Raw genomic sequence first — 17,740 nt, forward strand, 5'->3', positions numbered from 1 at the left:
TCAGTCCTCGACCGTCTCGAGCAGCTCGACCCGGGCGGCCTCGCCCTTCTCGAGCGCCTCGAGGAGGTGCATCGAGATGTCGGCGACCTGGACGTCGTCGCCCTTGCCCAGGCCCTTCACGCCGTCGTCGATCATGATGTAGCAGAAGGGGCAGGCGGTGGCGACGCGGCTGGCGCCGGTGTCGACGAGCTGCTCGGAGCGGGCGTCGTTGACCTTGGTGCCGATGGTCTCCTCCATGAACATGCGGGCGCCGCCGGCGCCGCAGCACATGCCCTTGGTGCCGTTGGCCGAGGCCTCGACGACCTCGATGCCCGACAGGGACCCGATGACGTTCCGGGGCGACAGGTAGACGTCGTTGTGGCGGCCGAGGTAGCAGGAGTCGTGGTACACCACTCGCTCCTCGAGCTTGGCCTCGGTGAGGTCGAGCTTGCCGGTGTCGATGAGCCACTCCAGGAACTGGCTGTGGTGCACCACCTCGTAGTGCCCGCCGAGCTGCGGGTACTCGTTCATGAGGGTGTTGAAGCAGTGCGGGCACTGGGTGACGATCTTCTTCACGCCCATGGTGTTGAGCGTCTCGATGTTCTGGGTGGCCAGCATCTGGAAGATGTACTCGTTGCCGGAGCGGCGGGCGGGGTCGCCGGTGCAGTTCTCGTTCGGGCCCAGGATGGCGAAGTCGATCTCGGCCCGCTTCATGAGCTTGGCCATGGCCTGGGTGACCTTCTGGTTCTTGTCGTCGAAGCTGCCCGCGCAGCCGACCCAGTAGAGGTACTCGTGGTCGAACTCGGTCTCGGAGCCGTCGAGGATCGGCACGTCGTCGACCTTGGCGGTCCACGCGGCCCGGTCGCTCTGGCTCATGCCCCAGGGGTTGCCCTGGTTCTCCATGCCGACGAAGGCGCCGCCGAGCTCGCTGGGGAAGTTGCTCTCCATCAGCGTGAGGTAGCGGCGCATGTCGAGGATCTTGTCGAGGATCTCGATGTTGACCGGGCAGATCTCGTCGCAGGCCTTGCAGGAGGTGCAGGCCCAGACCTCTTCGGCGGTGACCCGCTCGAAGATGGAGCCGGAGGCGATGTTGATCTCCGGCACGGTGTTGATGGGGGGCGACACCACGGGGGTGCCGGAGGCGGCCATGACCTCACCGGTCTTGAGCACGATCTCGCGGGGGTCGAGCGGCTTGCCGGTGGCGTGCGCCGGGCAGACGCTGGTGCAGCGGCCGCACATGGTGCAGGCGTCGGTGTCGAGCAGCTGCTTCCAGGTGAAGTCCTCGATGGTGGCGGCACCGAAGTTCTCGAGCTCGGTCTCCATGAGGTTGGGCATGGGGCGCATGGCGCCCTTGGGGCGCTCGCGGTCGCGCAGGTACATGTTCAGCGGCGAGGTGAACATGTGCCGCATCATCGTGACCGGGAGGATCACCAGGAAGACGATGAAGGAGAACACGTGGGCGATCCACCAGATCTGGTGGCCGCCGTTGAGCGTGCTCGTGCCGTCGACCAGGGTGGCGATCGGGTAGCCGACGAAGGACCACTTCTCGAACGCCGGGGTGCCCTCGGCGGCGATGCGCCAGCCCTCGGCGCCGAAGCCGGTGACCGACAGGGCGAGGATGGTGCCGAGGCCCAGGGCGTGGTCGGCCTTGGTCTTGATGCGGATCCGGTACGGGCGGGCCACGTAGCGGCGGACGATCGCCCACGAGATGCCGATGAAGAGGGCGAGGCCGGCGGCGTCGCCCACTGCGGAGTACGCCTGGTAGGTGGTGCCGTGCAGGAACTTCCAGCTCACCGGGACCTGGTGGTTGATCTCCAGGATGGTGGTGACGGCCAGGAGGATCAGGAACGGGAAGTAGATGAGGCTGTGCATGATCCCGGCGGCGGGGTCGCGCAGCAGGGTCTGCATGTAGACGCCGGAGCGGAAGTCGCCGAAGCGCTTCTTGGCGTTCTTGGGGGTGGTGCGGCGGTCGTCCGGGGCGCCGCGCTCCCAGTTCTTGACCCGCATGGCGAACATGTACGAGCCGTAGACGATGAGCAGCGGGATGACGATGTAGAAGCTCAGCTTGATCCCGCTGGGGATGCCGCCGAACACCTCGCGCCCGACGGGGCTCTCGTCGTGCCACTTGGTGAAGAGGGGCAGGATCCCCGACCCGACCGAGAACAGCCCGATCGCTGTGCCCAGGCCGATGACCAGGTGATGAGGCTTGATCCGCTTCGCAGCGTCGACGGTCTCTTCGGTAGCCATACGAGCGCGAAACCTACTCGCGACGGTCGTCGATCACCGAAACCCCAACGGGTGTTGGGCCCTGCCCTGGCCTGGGTTCGCAGCCGCTCGGCGGCGCGGCCTCAGCCGTAGATCTGGCGGTCGAGCTCGCGCACCCGCTTGGCCAGCTCGATCATGAGCTTGTGGGCCAGGCCGGGCACCTCTTCGATGACGCCGCTGAACTCGCGGGCGCTGAGCACGAGCAGGGTCATGGGCGTGTCGGCGGTGACCGTCGCGGTGCGGGGGCCGTGGTCGAGCAGCGACAGCTCGCCGATGGCGTCTCCGGGGCCGAGGGTGCCGACCTTGCGGTTGTTGCGCTTCACCGTGGCGGTGCCGTCGATGATGACGAAGGCCTCGCGCCCGGCGTCGCCCTGGTCGACCAGGACGGTGCCCGCGTCGCGGTTGATCTCGTTGGACGCCTTGGCGATCCGCTGCAGGTCCCGCTTCGAGAGCGCGGAGAACAGCGGGATCTCGCCGAGGGATTCGAGGTGCTTGCTGCGCGGTGCCATGGGCGCCGAGCATACGGAGCGCGGCGCAGGTGTGCCGCGGATCACAGCGGGCTGGCCAGGCGGGACGCCGGGCCGGCCGGCGGTCAGCCTCCGGTGGCCTGCTTGGCGACGGCCTCGGCGGCGGCCTTGATGGCCTCCGGGTCACCGAGCGCCCGGGACAGCACGGGCACCGCGGTGGTGGGCCGGGCCTGGTCGTCGAGCTGGTAGACCAGCGGCACGCCGGTGGGGATGTCGAGCCCGGCGATGTCGGCATCGGCGATGCCGTCGAGGTGCTTGACCAGGGCCCGGAGGCTGTTGCCGTGGGCGGCCACCAGCACCGTGCGCCCGCCGGCGAGGTCGGGGACGATCTGGTCGAACCAGTAGGGGAGCATCCGGTCGACGACGTCGGCCAGGCACTCCGAGAGGGGCAGCACGTCCACCGGCACGCTGGCGTAGCGGGGGTCGGTGTTCGGGTCGTAGGCGTTGCCCTCGGCGGTGGGGGGCGGCGGCACGTCGTAGCTGCGGCGCCACACCTTCACCTGGGCCTCGCCGAACTCGGCGGTGGCCTCGGCCTTGTTGCGCCCGGTGAGGTCGCCGTAGTGGCGCTCGTTCAGCCGCCAGTGGCGCTTGACCGGCAGCCACAGCAGGCCCATGGCGTCGGTGGCCAGGTTGGCGGTGCGGATGGCCCGCGTCTGCAGCGAGGTGTGCACGACGTCGGGCCGGATGCCGGCCTCGGCCATGAGCGTGCCGGCGGCGGCGGCCTCGGTGCGGCCCAGCTCGGAGAGGTCGGCGTCCCACCAGCCGGTGAAGAGGTTCTCGGCGTTCCAGGTGCTCTGCCCGTGGCGCAGCAGGACGAGTGTCGAGGTCATGGCCGCACCCTAGGAGCCGCCTCCGGGGCGGGGCGAGGTGGCGCCGGTCAGCCCGCGGCGGGCCGGCGACGGCGCAGCAGGACCTCTTGGGAGATGCTCGCCACGTGGACGCCGGACTCGGTGAACACGTGGCCCATGGTCAGCCCGCGCGACGAGATGATGCCGTGGCAGACCATGGCCGTGAGGTGCCAGTCGTCGGCGCGCAGCGGGCGGTGGAACCAGATGGCGTGGTCCAGGCTGAACGCCATGAACGGGTGCTCCTCGGGCGGGGTGTCCGGCCCGGGGCGGTCGGGGTGCAGCGAGACGACGGCGTCGGTGGGGTAGTCGTCGGACATGTAGGCCAGGGCGCAGGCGTGCAGGACGGGGTCGTCGCCGAGCTCGCCGCGGATCTTCATCCAGCCGCGGGAGCGGCCGGGCAGGTCCGGCGTGGGCACGTTGGCCCGGTCGAACATCGTGGTCCAGCTGTCGTGGGGGAGGTCGGCCTGGGCGGGGACGTCGGGCAGGTCGGCGGCCTGCACCTCGGCCGCCTGCTCGTCGACCTGGAACGACACCGACATGGAGAGGATGGCGCCGGTTGCCTGGCGGGCGGTGACCGTGCGGGTCACGAACGAGCGGCCGTTGCGCACGCGGTCCACCTCGTAGCGGACCGGCTCGGTGTGGTCGCCCCGGCGGATGAAGTAGCTGTGCAGCGAGTGCACGCGGAACTGCGGCTCGACCGTGGCGGCGGCGGCCCGCAGCGCCTGGGCCACGATCTGCCCGCCGTAGAGGCCGCCCCACGGGTACCGCGGGCCCATGCCCACGAAGGTGTCCGGGCCGTGGGGCTCCAGCGTCATCATCGCCACGAAGTCGGTGGTCGGGTCACCCATGGGCCGCATCGTGCCACGGCCCAGGGGCCACCTCCGAACCCGAACCGGCGTCACCCGCCTGGGCGAGGGCCGCGTTCTCCGGCGCACGCGCCAAGCGGCTGTGGCAGGGTGCGAGTGCAACAAACTGTTTACGCACCGTTCGCCCGACGGAGACGCCCACGCCGTCCTCGCCTCCTACGGTGCGCAGCCTCGCCCTTTCCCCCCGGAGGATGAAGTGCACCGTTCACGTTCCCGCGGCTCTGCCGCGGCCGTCCTGGCCTTGGCCTTGATCGCCGGCCTGCTGGCCCTGCTGCCGCAACCGGCCGGCGCCGCCACCGACCCGTTCATCAGCGAGCTCCACTACGACGACAGCACCGCTGCCGGCGACACCGGCGAGGCCATCGAGGTGCAGGCCGATCCCGGCACCGACCTCACGGGCTGGAAGGTGTACCTGTACAACGGCGGCGCCGGGTCCACCCAGGGCAAGACCTACGACAACGATCCGCTGCCCACGCCGGTCACCACCTCCGGCGTCGTCACGCTGAGCTACGCCACCAACGGCATCCAGAACGGGCCCACCGACGGGCTGGCGCTGGTGAAGCCCGACGGCACGGTGGCCGAGTTCCTCAGCTACGAGGGCGCGTTCACCGCCACCGACGGCCCGGCGAGCGGGCTCACCGCCACCGACATCGGGGTGGCCGAGACCAACTCCACGGTGCCCGGCACCTCGCTGCAGAAAATCGATGGCGCGTGGAACGCGTCGTCCGCCGCGTCGTTCGGCACCAAGAACACCGCGGTGGTCACCCCGCCCGATCCTGACGGCACGTGCACGGCCACCGGCATCACCCACACCATCGCCCAGGTCCAGGGCACCGGCGATGCCACCCCGGTCCCCGGCCCGGTGAAGGTCACCGGCGTCGTCACCGCCGATGAGCGCACCGGTGGCTACAACGGCATCTACATCCAGACCGCCGGCACGGGTGGCGCCTCGCGCCCCGTCGCCGCCGGCACCGCCTCGGACGGGATCTTCGTCTACTTCGGCACCAACACCGCCGCGTTCCCCACCGTCGCCATCGGCGACCGGGTGGAGGTCACCGGCACCGCCACCGAGTTCAACGGCCTCACCCAGATCACCACCGCCGCCAAGGCCGACACCGCGGTGTGCGAGTCCGGGGTGGCCCTGCCCGCCCCCACCCCGTTGGCCTTCCCCCTCAGCGCTGCGGCGCGCGAGTCGGCCGAGGGCATGCTCGTCACGCCCACGGGCACCACCACCGTCTCCGACGTCTACAACACCAACCGCTACGGCGAGATCACCCTGGCCGGCGGCTCCTCCGAGCCGGCCCCGATCATCACCGACGTCGCCGTCCCGGGCTCGGCCGAGGCCGACGCCCAGAAGGCCGCCAACGCCGCCAGCCGGTTCCTGCTCGACGACGGCCGCACCACCAACCTGAGCACCGCCGGCGAGCTGCCCCCGTACTTCTCCGCCGCCGAGCCGCTCCGCGTGGGCGACCGGGTGGCCACCTGGGGCCCCACCGTCCTGTCCTACGGCTTCAGCGAGTGGCGCCTCCAGCCCACCACCGCGGTCACCGCCGCCACCCCGGCGGCCAACCGCAGCACGTTCGACCACACCAACCCCCGTCCGGCCGCGCCGGGTGAGGTCGGCGGCGACGTCAAGGTCGGCAGCTTCAACGTCCTCAACTACTTCGTGCACTACGGCGGCGACGCCCGCGGCGCGACCAACGAGGCCGGCCGGCTCAAGCAGCAGGCCAAGATCGTCGCCGCCATCGGCGGCCTCGACGCCGACGTGCTCGCCCTCGAGGAGATCGAGAACTCGATCAAGTTCGAGACCGACCCCGCCAAGGCCCAGCTCGCCCTGCAGACGCTGGTCGCCGCGCTCAACGCCGACGAGGGCGCCGGCACGTGGGACTACGTCCGCCGCCCGGCCGAGCTCCCCGGCGCGGCGTCCGAGGACGTCATCACCACCGCCATCATCTACAAGCCGACCAGCGTGACGCCCAAGGGCGTCGCCCACTCCATCAACGACGAGAGCGTCTGGTTCAACGCCCGCGAGCCCATCGCCCAGACCTTCACCGCCGGCGACGCCACCTTCACGGTGGTGGCCAACCACCTCAAGTCCAAGAGCCCGGGCGACAACCCGCCCACCACCGGCGACAACGCCGACGTGGGCGACGGCCAGGGCAACTGGAACGGCGACCGCCGCCGCCAGGCCGCCTCGCTCACCACCTTCGTCGAGGGCCTGAAGGCCTCGGCGGGCAGCGACGACGTGCTGATGTTCGGCGACTTCAACGCCTACACGCAGGAAGACCCGATGCGCGACATCTACGCCGACGGGTACAGCGACGTGGCCACCGAGTTCCCCACCGGCCACCACTCGTACGTGTTCGGCGGCGAGGAGGGCTCGCTCGACCACGCCCTGGCGTCGGCCTCGATGCTCGATCGCATCACCGGCTTCGACATCTGGGAGATCAACGCCCACGAGTCGTTCGCCTTCGAGTACGACGGCCTCGCCTCGTTCTACGACGACGGCCCCTACCGGGCCAGCGACCACAACCCCGAGCTGGTCGGCGTCCGCACCACCGACGCCGAGCCCGACACCGTCGAGCTGCAGCTGCTGGGCATCAACGACTTCCACGGCCGGCTCGAGTCGCCGTCCACCAAGCCGGCACCCGACGGTCGCCCCGTCGGCGGGGCCGCCCAGCTCGCCGGCCTGGTCGACGAGCTGCGTGCCGCCAACCCGGACACCGCCTTCGTGTCCGCCGGCGACAACATCGGCGCCTCGACCTTCATCTCGGCGGTCGACAAGGACAACCCGACGCTCGACGCGCTCGACGCCGCCGGCCTCGACGTCTCGGCGATCGGCAACCACGAGCTGGACAAGGGCTACGTGGACCTTCGCGACCGGGTGCAGGATCGAGCCGACTTCCCGTACCTCGGCGCCAACATCTACCTGAAGTCCGGCGGCCGGGCCTTCGACCCGTACTTCGTGCAGACCATCCACGGCATCCGCGTGGGCTACGTCGGCGTGATCACCAGCCAGACCCCGTCGCTGGTCTCGCCCGGTGGCATCACCGACCTCGAAGTTCCACGATCCCGTGGCCGAGGCCGAGACCGTGGCCGCCCAGCTCAAGGACGGCAACCCTGCCAACGGCGAGGCCGACGTCGTGGTGGTCCTGGCCCACGAGGGGGCGGCCGAGTCCACCACCACGGTGGCCGACCTCCAAGACGATTCCGTCTTCGGGCCGTTCACCGACCTCGGTGACGACATCGACGCCATCTTCTCCGGCCACACCCACCAGGAGTACGCCCTGGTGGTGCCCAAGCCGGGCGGCGGCACCCGGCCCATCATCCAGACCGGCGACTACGGCGAGAAGCTCGGCCGGGCCACCCTCACCGTCGACACCGCCACCAAGGCGGTCACCGGCTCCTCGGCCGAGCTGATCGAGGTGGTGGGCCACCAGCCCAACGCGGCGGTGGCGCAGATCGTGGCGACGGCCAAGACCAACGCCGCGACGTTGGGCCAGGAGGTGATCGGGTCGATCACCGCCGACATCAAGCGGGACCCGAACCGGGCCACGGAGTCGGTGGGTGCGAACTTCATCGCCGACGTGCAGCTGGCCGGGACGAAGGACACCGGTCGGGGTGGGGCGCAGATCGCGCTGATGAACCCGGGCGGGGTGCGCAACGACTTCCTGTTCGCTCCGGACGGGAAGATCACGTACTCCGAGGCGTTCGACGTGCAGTCGTTCTCCAACGACGTGTTCACCAAGAGCTACACCGGTGCCCAGCTGAAGCAGGTGCTCGAGGAGCAGTGGCAACCGGCCGGTGCGGCGAGGCCGATCCTGGCACTCGGCGTGTCGAAGGGCTTCACCTTCTCCTACAACCCGCTGGCCCCGAAGGGCAGCCACGTCATCGCCTCCAGCATGAGGCTCAACGGCACGACGATCGACCCCGCCGGCACCTACCGGGTGACCGTCAACTCGTTCCTCGCGACCGGCGGCGACAACTTCACCACCCTCGGCGGCGGCACCAACCAGACCACCCCCGGTGACAACGACCTGACCATGCTGGTCGACTACTTCCGGGCCAACAGCCCGGTCACCGCCGACACGGTCAAGCGCACCACCGCCAAGTCCGAGCTCCAGCTGCTCGACATCAACGACTTCCACGGTCGGCTCGAGTCGCCCTCGTCGAAGCCCGCCCCCGACGGCCGTCCCGTCGGCGGCGCCGCCCAGCTGGCCGGCCTCGTCGACCGGCTCCGCGGCGACAACCCGCTCACCGGGTTCGTCTCGGCCGGCGACAACATCGGTGCCTCGACCTTCATCTCGGCGGTCGACAAGGACAACCCGACGCTCGACGCGCTCGATGCTGCGGGGCTCGATGCCTCGGCCATCGGCAACCACGAGCTCGACAAGGGCTACGTGGACCTGCGGGACCGGGTGCAGGATCGGGCCGACTTCCCGTACCTGGGCGCCAACATCTACCTGAAGGGCGGCGGCCGGGCGTTCGACCCGTACGTCATCCAGGACGAGGGCTCGGTGAAGGTGGCCTACATCGGCGTCATCACCAGCCAGACCCCGTCGCTGGTCTCGCCCGGTGGCATCACCGACCTCGAAGTTCCACGATCCCGTGGCCGAGGCGGCCACCGTCGCCGCCCAGCTCAAGGACGGCAACCCCGCCAACGGCGAGGCCGACGTGGTGGTGCTGCTCGCCCACGAGGGCGCCGCGGCCTCCACCACCTCGGCTGCAGACCTGGAGGCCGACCCGGTCTTCGGGCCCTTCGTGGACCTGCCCGCCGACGTCGACGTGATCTTCTCGGGCCACACCCACCAGGAGTACGCCCTCGCCGTGGCCAAGCCCGGCGGCGGCACCCGCCCGGTGGTCCAGACCGGCGACTACGGCGAGAAGCTCGGCAAGGTCACGCTGACCCTCGACCCCACCACCAAGGACGTCACCGGCTCCACCCAGGAGCTGGTGGAGGTCGTCGGCTACCCGGCGAACGCCGCGGTGGCGCAGATCGTGGCGACGGCCAAGACCAACGCGGCGACGTTGGGCCAGGAGGTGATCGGGTCGATCACCGCCGACATCAAGCGGGACCCGAACCGGGCCACGGAGTCGGTGGGTGCGAACTTCATCGCCGACGTGCAGCTGGCCGGGACGAAGGACGCCGGTCGGGGTGGGGCGCAGATCGCGCTGATGAACCCGGGCGGGGTGCGCAACGACTTCCTGTTCGCTCCGGACGGCAAGGTCACGTACTCCGAGGCGTTCGACGTGCAGTCGTTCTCCAACGACGTGTTCACCAAGAGCTACACCGGCGCCCAGCTGAAGCAGGTGCTCGAGGAGCAGTGGCAGCCCGCCGGTGCGGCGAGGCCGATCCTGGCGCTCGGCGTGTCGAAGGGCTTCACCTTCTCCTACGACCCCGCCGCCGCCCAGGGGAGCCACATCGTGGCCTCGACGATGAAGCTGAACGGGGTCACCATCGACCCCGCCGCCACGTACCGGGTGACGATCAACTCGTTCCTGGCCACCGGCGGCGACAACTTCACCACGCTCGGCGGCGGCACCAACCAGACGACGCCGGGTGACAACGACCTGACCATGCTGGTCGACTACTTCCGGGCCAACAGCCCGGTCACCGCCGACACGGCCAAGCGCACCACGGTCTACGTGCCGCCCAGCAGCACCGGCTACGAGCCCTTCGCCTCGTGGACGGCCCTGGTGACCAAGCAGTACCAGGACCTGCTGGGCCGGGCGCCCAACAGCCTCGAGCTCTACGTCTGGGTCACGCGCCTCAGCGCCACGACCCCGACGTACACGCCCGGGGACCTGGTGGCGGCGATCCTGCCGTTCGACGTGAACGCCACGTCGAGCAAGGTGCTGCGGCTCTACGACGGCCTCCTCCACAAGGCGCCCACCGACTACTGGTACGCCACGTGGATCTCCCGCCTGAACGGGGGAGCGAGCCTGGCCGCCACGGCCAACGAGTTCCTCAAGTCGCCGAACCCCTACAAGGGCCTGGGCAACACGCCCTTCGTCGACGCCCTCTACCGCGACATCATCCGCAAGCCGGCCGACCCGGCCCTGCGGGCCGGTTGGATCGCCAAGCTGAACAACGGCAAGGCGAACCGCGGCGACGTGGCGGCGGCGTTCCTGGAGAGCGCCGGCTCGAAGGTGGCCTCCACCCCGGAGCTCAAGGGCTTCGCCGTCCACCTCCGGATGCTGGGCCGCATGCCCACCGCCACGGAGTACGGCGCCCTGCGCACCGGCTCCCGGGCCGGCACGCTCACCGTGAAGGCCCTGGCCGAAGCGGTGCTCGCCAGCGAGGAGTACGCCCAGCGCATCGCCGGCTGACCGGCACCCCAGCGCTCCCGGACCGTGCCCGGCCCCTCGTGGGCCGGGCACGGCCGCGTCCGGAAACCGGTCCTGACCTGGTCAGACGGAAATATGGCGCTGGGGTTGATAACCAAGCACTCAAGTTTCTATGCTGACCGGAGTTCAATCGTCCGCACACCCAGGAGAACCCCATGCCCAAGGCCGTCGGAATCGACCTCGGCACCACCAACTCGGTCGTCAGCGTCCTCGAGGCCGGCGACCCGATCGTGATCCCCAACGCCGAGGGATCGCGCACCACCCCTTCCGTCGTAGCCTTCGCCAAGAACGGCGAGGTCCTGGTGGGCGAGGTGGCCAAGCGCCAGGCGATCACCAACCCCGATCGCACCATCCGGTCCGTCAAGCGCCACGTGGGCACCAACTGGACCATCGACATCGACGGCAAGGCGTACACGTCGCAGGAGATCTCGGCCCGCACGCTGATGAAGCTCAAGCGCGACGCCGAGGCCTACCTCGGTGACACCGTCACCCAGGCCGTGATCACCGTCCCGGCGTACTTCGACGACGCCCAGCGCACCGCCACCAAGGAGGCCGGCCAGATCGCCGGGCTCGAGGTGCTGCGCATCATCAACGAGCCCACCGCGGCCGCCCTGGCCTACGGCCTGGAGAAGGAGAACCAGGAGCAGACCATCCTGGTGTTCGACCTCGGCGGCGGCACGTTCGACGTGTCGGTCCTCGAGATCGCCGACGGCGTGTTCGAGGTCAAGAGCACCCACGGCGACACCAACCTCGGTGGCGACGACTGGGACCAGAAGGTCATCGACTGGCTGGTCGAGGGCTTCAAGGGCGACCACGGCGTCGACCTCTCCAAGGACAACATGGCCGTGCAGCGGCTGAAGGAAGCCGGCGAGAAGGCCAAGATCGAGCTGTCGCAGGTGCAGAGCACGCAGATCAACCTGCCGTTCATCACCGCCACCGACGCCGGCCCCCTCCACCTCGACGTGAACCTCACCCGGGCCAAGTTCCAGGAGCTCACGGCCGACCTGCTCCAGCGCACCCGCAAGCCGTTCGAGCAGGCCATCTCCGATGCCGGCCTCACCAAGGGCCAGATCGACCACGTGGTCCTCGTGGGCGGCTCCACCCGCATGCCCGCGGTGACCGAGCTGGTCAAGGAGATGACCGGGTCCGAGCCCAACAAGTCGGTCAACCCCGACGAGGTGGTGGCCATCGGCGCCGCCGTCCAGGCCGGCGTGCTCAAGGGCGAGGTCAAGGACATCCTGCTCCTCGACGTGACCCCGCTGTCGCTCGGCATCGAGACCAAGGGCGGCGTGATGCACAAGCTCATCGAGCGCAACACCACCATCCCCACCAAGCGCACCGAGACCTACACCACGGCCGACGACATGCAGTCGCAGGTGGAGATCCACGTCCTGCAGGGCGAGCGCGACATGGCCCAGTTCAACAAGACGCTGGGCAAGTTCAAGCTCGTCGACCTGCCGCCCGCCCCCCGTGGCGTGCCGCAGATCGAGGTCACCTTCGACATCGACGCCAACGGCATCGTGCACGTGTCCGCCAAGGACAAGGGCACCGGCAAGGAGCAGTCGATGACCATCACCGGCCAGTCCTCGCTGTCGAAGGACCAGATCGACCAGATGGTGAAGGACGCCGAGGCCCACGCCGAGGAGGACCGCACCCGCCGCGAGGAGGCCGACGTCCGCAACCAGGCCGACTCGCTCGTCTACTCCGTCGACAAGCTGCTCAAGGAGCAGGGCGAGAAGGTCACCGGCGACGAGAAGACCGCCGCCGAGGCCTCGCTGGGCCGCCTGAAGGACGCCCTCGCCGGCACCGACCTGGAGGCCATCAAGTCCGGCCTCGAGGACCTCACCACCACCTCGCAGGCCTTCACGCAGAAGCTCTACGAGGCCACCGCCACCGAGAACGCCGGCCAGTACGACCAGGGCGCCGGCGCCACCGGGGCCAACGGCGCCGATGACGACGAGGTCGTCGACGCCGAGGTGATCGACGAGGACGACGAGGGCAAGGCATGACCGACCCCTCCGCGAACGACCCCGTGGTCGAGGCCGAGGAGGTCGAGGACCCCCTCGGCCCCCCGGCCGCGGCCGACGGCCCCGCCGGGGGCGCGGACGATGCCCCCGTCGACGGCGAGGTGCCGGCCGACGGTGCCGCCGATCGCAGCGGCGCCTCGGTCGAGGAGCTGATCGCGCTCCTCGAGCAGACCACCGCCGAGCGCGACGACTACCTCGACAAGTGGCGCCGCAACCAGGCCGACTTCGAGAACTCCCGCAAGCGCCTGGCCAAGGAGGCCATCGACGCCGGCACCCGCGCCGCCGAGGCGCTGGTCGACAAGCTGCTGCCCGTGCTCGACGCGTGCGACGGCGCGGTGGCCCACGGGGCCGCCGAGGTCGAGCCGATCTTCGCCGCCCTCTTGGGCACGTTGGAGAAGGAGGGTCTGGTCCGCATCAACCCCGCGGGCGAGGAGTTCGACCCGAACGTGGCCGAGGCGGTGCTCCACGAGCCCGCCCAGGACGGCGACGACGGCACGGTGGTGTCCGACGTGCTGCGGCCCGGCTACAGCTGGAAGGGCCGCGTGGTCCGCCCGGCCATGGTCAAGGTCCGGGGCTAGGTCCACCCATGGCTGCACAGCGCGAGTGGTTCGAGAAGGACTACTACCGGGTGCTCGGCGTCGCCGAGGACGCCGACGCCAAGGACATCACGCGCGCCTACCGGAAGCTGGCGCGGGAGAACCACCCCGACGCCAACCCCGGGGACTCGGCGGCCGAGGAGCGCTTCAAGGAGATCTCCGCGGCGTACGACGTCGTGGGCGACGCCGAGAAGCGCAAGGAGTACGACGAGGTCCGCGCCGCCGGCCCCATGGGCCCCGGTGGGCCCGGGGGGTTCGGCGGCGGGGGCCCCAGCGGCGGCTTCACGTTCAACGCCGGCGACATGGGCGGCGGCCTGGGCGACGTCTTCGGCAACCTGTTCGGGGGCGGCCGAGGCCGCGGCGGTCGGGGCCGGGCCACCGGCCCCCAGCGCGGCGGTGACCTGGAGGCCGAGCTCCACCTCGGCTTCACCGATGCTGTCGCCGGGCTCACCACCACGCTCCACCTGGTGAGCGATGCGGTGTGCCACGTGTGCAACGGCAACGGCGCCGAGCCCGGCACCACGCCCACCACCTGCCCCACCTGTGGCGGGCGCGGCGTGGTCGACGACGACCAGGGCTTCTTCGCCACCCAGCGCCCGTGCCCGCAGTGCGCCGGCCGGGGCGTCCTCATCGAGCACCCCTGCAAGAACTGCCGGGGCGTCGGCATCGAGCGCCGGCCGCGCGAGGTCAAGGTCCGCATCCCCGCCGGGGTGCACGACGGCCAGCGCATCCGGCTCAAGGGCCGGGGCGATCCCGGCCGCAACGGCGGCCCGCCGGGGGACCTGTTCGTCACCTGCAAGGTCGACCCCCACGCCCTGTTCCGCATGGACGGCCGCGACCTCCGCATCACCGTCCCCATCACCTTCCCGGAGGCCGCCCTCGGCGCCGACATCTCGGTGCCCACCATCGACGGCGCATCGGTGAAGGTTCGGCTGCCCGCCGGCACCCGCACCGGCCGCACCTTCCGGGTGAAGGGTCGTGGCGTGGCCACCACCAAGGCCACCGGCGACCTGCTGGTGACCGTCGAGGTGGCGGTGCCGGTGACGCTCAGCGACGCCGAGCGCGCCGCGGTCGAGGCCCTGGCGGCCGCGGCCGACGAGTCGCCCCGCGCCCACCTGTTCCCGCCCGCCGCTCCCGAGCCCGAGACCGAGGAGGCCTCCCGATGACCCGGTCACCGCAGCACGCGGTCTACGTGATCTCCGTGGCCGCCGAGCTGGCCGGGGTGCACCCCCAGACCCTGCGCATCTACGAGCGCAAGGGCCTGGTCGATCCCGCCCGCACCCAGGGCGGCAGCCGCCGGTACTCCGACGAGGACATCGAGCTGCTGCGCCGCATCCAGGAGCTCACCAACGAGGGCCTGAACCTGGCCGGGGTGCAGCGGGTGCTGGTGCTGGAGGCCGAGAACCAGCGCCTCCAGGCCGAGCTCGACCGCACCCGCGCCGAGGCCCAGGCCGAGGTGGCCGAGGTCGAGCGGCGCAACCGCTACGACATCGTGCCGGTGCGCCAGGCGGTCGTGCTCTACGAGGGCAAGCGCCGCCGCCGCTGAGCCCGCTTCCCGTGCGCTCGGCCCCCGGTCCCGGCGCCCGACGGTCGTCAAAACTTGAGTGCCTTGTTGTCAACTTTGGACCAGGACGGAGGTAGCCTGAACCCATGGCCATGGATCCGAACCGCTGGACCCTGAAGACGCAGGAGGCGTTCAACGCCGCCATCTCCCGGGCCCGCACCGAGAACAACCCCGAGGTCACGCCGGACCACCTGCTGAGCGCCCTGCTCGGCCAGGCCGAGGGCGTCGTCCTCCCCATCCTCGAGAAGGTCGGCGCCTCGCCGGCCGCCCTGCGAGCCACGTCGGAGGAGGCCATCGGGCGCCTGCCCAAGGCCTACGGCTCCGAGGCCCGCATCTCCCGCCCGCTCAACAACGTCGTCGACCTGGCCGACGCCCTGCGCGCCGAGCTGCACGACGAGTACCTCTCCACCGAGCACCTCCTGCTGGCCGTGGCCGAGCGGCTGGGCGCCACCAAGGAGGAGCTGCTGGTCGCCCTGCGCGACGTCCGGGGCAGCCACCGCGTCACCAGCCAGAACCCCGAGGAGCAGTACCAGGCCCTCGAGCGCTTCGGCCGGGACCTCACCGAGGCCGCCCGCCAGGGCAAGCTCGACCCCGTCATCGGCCGGGACGAGGAGATCCGCCGCACCATCCAGGTGCTGAGCCGCCGCACCAAGAACAACCCGGTCCTCATCGGCGAGCCCGGCGTCGGCAAGACGGCCATCGTCGAAGGCCTGGCCCGGCGCATCGTCGAGGGCGACGTGCCAGAGGGGCTCAAGAACAAGCGCCTCGTCAGCCTCGACATCGGCGCCCTCATCGCCGGCGCCAAGTTCCGCGGCGAGTTCGAGGAGCGCCTGAAGGCGGTCATGAAGGAGATCACCGACGCCGACGGCGAGGTCATCACCTTCATCGACGAGATGCACACCATCGTGGGCGCCGGCAAGGCCGAGGGGTCCATGGACGCCGGCCAGATGATCAAGCCCATGCTGGCCCGAGGCGAGCTGCGCCTGATCGGCGCCACCACGCTCGAGGAGTACCGCAAGTTCATCGAGACCGACGCCGCCCTCGAGCGCCGCTTCCAGCAGGTCTACGTGGCGCCGCCCTCGGTCGAGGACACCATCGCCATCCTGCGCGGGCTCAAGGAGCGCTACGAGGTCCACCACGGCATCCGCATCCAGGACGCCGCCCTGGTGGCCGCCGCCGTGCTGTCTGACCGCTACATCACCGGCCGGTTCCTGCCCGACAAGGCCATCGACCTGGTCGACGAGGCCGGCTCGAAGCTGCGCATCGAGATCGACTCGCTGCCCACCGAGATCGACGTCGTCGAGCGCCGCATCCGCCAGCTCGAGATCGAGCGGGTGGCGCTGGCCAAGGAGACCGACGCCGCGTCGGTCGACCGCCTCTCGTCGCTCGACAAGGAGCTGGCCGACCTGCAGGAGCAGAGCCTCTCCATGAAGGCCCACTGGCAGGGGGAGAAGGACGCCATCACGGCCATCCGCGCCCTCAAGGAGCAGCTGGAGGCCAAGCGCAACGAGATCGAGCGAGAGGGCGACCTCGAGAAGGCCGCCGAGATCCGCTACGGCCAGATCCCCGAGCTCGAGCGCCAGGTCGACGAGGCCACCAAGCGCCTCGCCGAGTTGCAGGGCACCCAGCAGATGCTGAAGGAGGAGGTCGACGAGGAGGACGTGGCCGAGGTCGTGTCCAAGTGGACCGGCGTCCCCGTGACCCGCCTCATGGAGGGCGAGCTGCAGAAGCTGGTCCGCATGGAGGACGTGCTCCACCAGCGGGTGGTGGGCCAGGACGAGGCGGTCGTCGCGGTCGCCAACGCCATCCGCCGCAGCCGGGCCGGCCTGTCCGATCCCAACCGGCCCATCGGCTCGTTCCTGTTCCTCGGCCCCACCGGCGTCGGCAAGACCGAGCTGGCCCGCACCCTGGCCGACTTCCTCTTCGACGACGAGCGGGCCATGGTCCGCATCGACATGAGCGAGTACATGGAGAAGCACGCCGTGTCCCGCCTGGTGGGCGCGCCCCCGGGCTACGTGGGCTACGACCAAGGCGGCCAGCTCACCGAGCTGGTGCGGCGCCGGCCCTACGCGGTGATCCTGCTCGACGAGATCGAGAAGGCCCACCCGGACGTGTTCAACATCCTCCTGCAGGTGCTCGACGACGGCCGCCTCACCGACGGCCAGGGCCGCACGGTCGACTTCACCAACACCGTGCTGATCATGACGTCGAACCTGCCGGGCGACCCGCTCACGCTGTTCAAGCCCGAGTTCGTCAACCGCATCGACGAGATCGTGCGCTTCGGCTCGCTCAGCACCGACGACCTGTCGCGCATCGTCGAGATCCAGCTCCAGGGGCTTCGTGACCGGCTGGCCCAGCGCCGCATCACCCTGGTGGTGGCACCCGAGGCCGAGGCGGCCATGGCCCGCAACGGCTTCGACCCCGCCTTCGGCGCCCGCCCGCTCAAGCGGGTGATCCAGCGGGAGATCGGCGACCGGCTGGCCCTCAAGCTGCTCGAGGGCGACGTGGCCGACGGCGACACCGTCACCGTCGGTGCCACCGCCGAGGGCGAGATCACGGTCACCGCGAGCTGATCTCGCCCCTGGTGGTCGCCGGCTTCCCGTGGGCCGGTGGCCGGCGCGGCGTCGCGGAGCCAACCACTAGGTTGAACCACGGACAACGATCTCGGCAGGTGCCCGGGCGGGCGCCCCGCTGAGGCCACTGGCCCGGCTGGTGCATCC

Annotated in this window: 11 protein-coding genes and 1 pseudogene; 8 read left to right on the top strand and 4 right to left on the bottom strand. The window is 70.5% G+C overall.

Annotated elements, in window-relative coordinates; all coding sequences use genetic code 11:
* The 4 genes from KSP35_RS16280 to KSP35_RS16295 all read right to left on the bottom strand — a co-directional run bounded on the left by KSP35_RS16280 (position 1) and on the right by KSP35_RS16295 (position 4,467).
* Entirely contained in the window at positions 1–2,226 is a 2,226-nt protein-coding gene (locus KSP35_RS16280) for a heterodisulfide reductase-related iron-sulfur binding cluster (RefSeq protein ID WP_216996870.1), read from the bottom strand.
* 101 nt (positions 2,227–2,327) lie between these two features.
* Positions 2,328–2,753: a cyclic nucleotide-binding domain-containing protein gene (locus KSP35_RS16285; RefSeq protein WP_216996871.1), complete on the bottom strand. Its 426-nt coding sequence runs from the start codon at positions 2,751–2,753 to the stop codon at positions 2,328–2,330.
* Positions 2,754–2,836: 83 nt separating this feature from the next.
* Positions 2,837–3,601, bottom strand: a complete 765-nt coding sequence (gpmA, locus tag KSP35_RS16290) for a 2,3-diphosphoglycerate-dependent phosphoglycerate mutase (protein WP_216996872.1) — start codon at positions 3,599–3,601, stop codon at positions 2,837–2,839.
* A 47-nt stretch (positions 3,602–3,648) separates the two neighbouring features.
* A complete protein-coding gene (locus tag KSP35_RS16295) occupies positions 3,649–4,467 on the bottom strand; it encodes an acyl-CoA thioesterase II (RefSeq protein WP_216996873.1) in 819 nt (272 codons plus the stop codon).
* 259 nt (positions 4,468–4,726) lie between these two features.
* On the opposite strand from KSP35_RS16295, the gene KSP35_RS16300 reads away from it, so the two are divergent.
* The 8 genes and pseudogenes from KSP35_RS16300 to clpB all read left to right on the top strand — a co-directional run bounded on the left by KSP35_RS16300 (position 4,727) and on the right by clpB (position 17,593).
* Positions 4,727–7,726, top strand: coding sequence for an ExeM/NucH family extracellular endonuclease (locus tag KSP35_RS16300; RefSeq protein WP_216996874.1), 3,000 nt, complete (start codon positions 4,727–4,729; stop codon positions 7,724–7,726).
* Positions 7,727–8,048: 322 nt separating this feature from the next.
* Positions 8,049–8,423: pseudogene (locus KSP35_RS26040) on the top strand (5'-nucleotidase C-terminal domain-containing protein); the annotation flags it as partial.
* A 637-nt stretch (positions 8,424–9,060) separates the two neighbouring features.
* Positions 9,061–10,815, top strand: a complete 1,755-nt coding sequence (locus KSP35_RS16310) for a 5'-nucleotidase C-terminal domain-containing protein (RefSeq protein WP_216996876.1) — start codon at positions 9,061–9,063, stop codon at positions 10,813–10,815.
* 173 nt (positions 10,816–10,988) lie between these two features.
* Positions 10,989–12,842 (top strand): molecular chaperone DnaK, encoded by a 1,854-nt coding sequence (dnaK, locus tag KSP35_RS16315; RefSeq protein ID WP_216996877.1) that lies wholly within the window; start codon positions 10,989–10,991, stop codon positions 12,840–12,842.
* Positions 12,839–13,438: a nucleotide exchange factor GrpE gene (locus KSP35_RS16320; RefSeq protein ID WP_216996878.1), complete on the top strand. Its 600-nt coding sequence runs from the start codon at positions 12,839–12,841 to the stop codon at positions 13,436–13,438. The genes dnaK and KSP35_RS16320 overlap by 4 nt, the downstream gene beginning before the upstream one ends.
* An 8-nt stretch (positions 13,439–13,446) precedes the next feature.
* A complete protein-coding gene (gene dnaJ / locus KSP35_RS16325) occupies positions 13,447–14,622 on the top strand; it encodes a molecular chaperone DnaJ (protein WP_216996879.1) in 1,176 nt (391 codons plus the stop codon).
* Positions 14,619–15,002 carry a heat shock protein transcriptional repressor HspR gene (locus KSP35_RS16330; protein ID WP_216996880.1) on the top strand — a complete coding sequence of 128 codons (384 nt, stop codon included), beginning with the start codon at positions 14,619–14,621 and terminating at the stop codon, positions 15,000–15,002. The genes dnaJ and KSP35_RS16330 overlap by 4 nt, the downstream gene beginning before the upstream one ends.
* A 110-nt stretch (positions 15,003–15,112) precedes the next feature.
* On the top strand, positions 15,113–17,593 hold the full coding sequence (clpB, locus tag KSP35_RS16335; protein WP_371748988.1) for an ATP-dependent chaperone ClpB: 2,481 nt from the start codon (positions 15,113–15,115) through the stop codon (positions 17,591–17,593).
* The last annotated feature ends 147 nt before the right edge of the window (positions 17,594–17,740 follow it).

This window comes from Aquihabitans sp. G128, assembly GCF_019048865.1.
Lineage (GTDB): Bacteria > Actinomycetota > Acidimicrobiia > Acidimicrobiales > Iamiaceae > Aquihabitans.

Bases quoted from the DNA above. Each gene is read 5' to 3' on its own strand.
- KSP35_RS16280 (WP_216996870.1), bottom strand. From the start codon at position 2,226: ATGGCTACCGAAGAGACCGTCGACGCTGCGAAGCGGATCAAGCCTCAT.
- clpB (WP_371748988.1), top strand. From the start codon at position 15,113: ATGGATCCGAACCGCTGGACCCTGAAGACGCAGGAGGCGTTCAACGCC.
- dnaJ (WP_216996879.1), top strand. From the start codon at position 13,447: ATGGCTGCACAGCGCGAGTGGTTCGAGAAGGACTACTACCGGGTGCTC.
- KSP35_RS16295 (WP_216996873.1), bottom strand. From the start codon at position 4,467: ATGGGTGACCCGACCACCGACTTCGTGGCGATGATGACGCTGGAGCCC.
- KSP35_RS16285 (WP_216996871.1), bottom strand. From the start codon at position 2,753: ATGGCACCGCGCAGCAAGCACCTCGAATCCCTCGGCGAGATCCCGCTG.
- dnaK (WP_216996877.1), top strand. From the start codon at position 10,989: ATGCCCAAGGCCGTCGGAATCGACCTCGGCACCACCAACTCGGTCGTC.
- KSP35_RS16330 (WP_216996880.1), top strand. From the start codon at position 14,619: ATGACCCGGTCACCGCAGCACGCGGTCTACGTGATCTCCGTGGCCGCC.
- KSP35_RS16320 (WP_216996878.1), top strand. From the start codon at position 12,839: ATGACCGACCCCTCCGCGAACGACCCCGTGGTCGAGGCCGAGGAGGTC.
- gpmA (WP_216996872.1), bottom strand. From the start codon at position 3,601: ATGACCTCGACACTCGTCCTGCTGCGCCACGGGCAGAGCACCTGGAAC.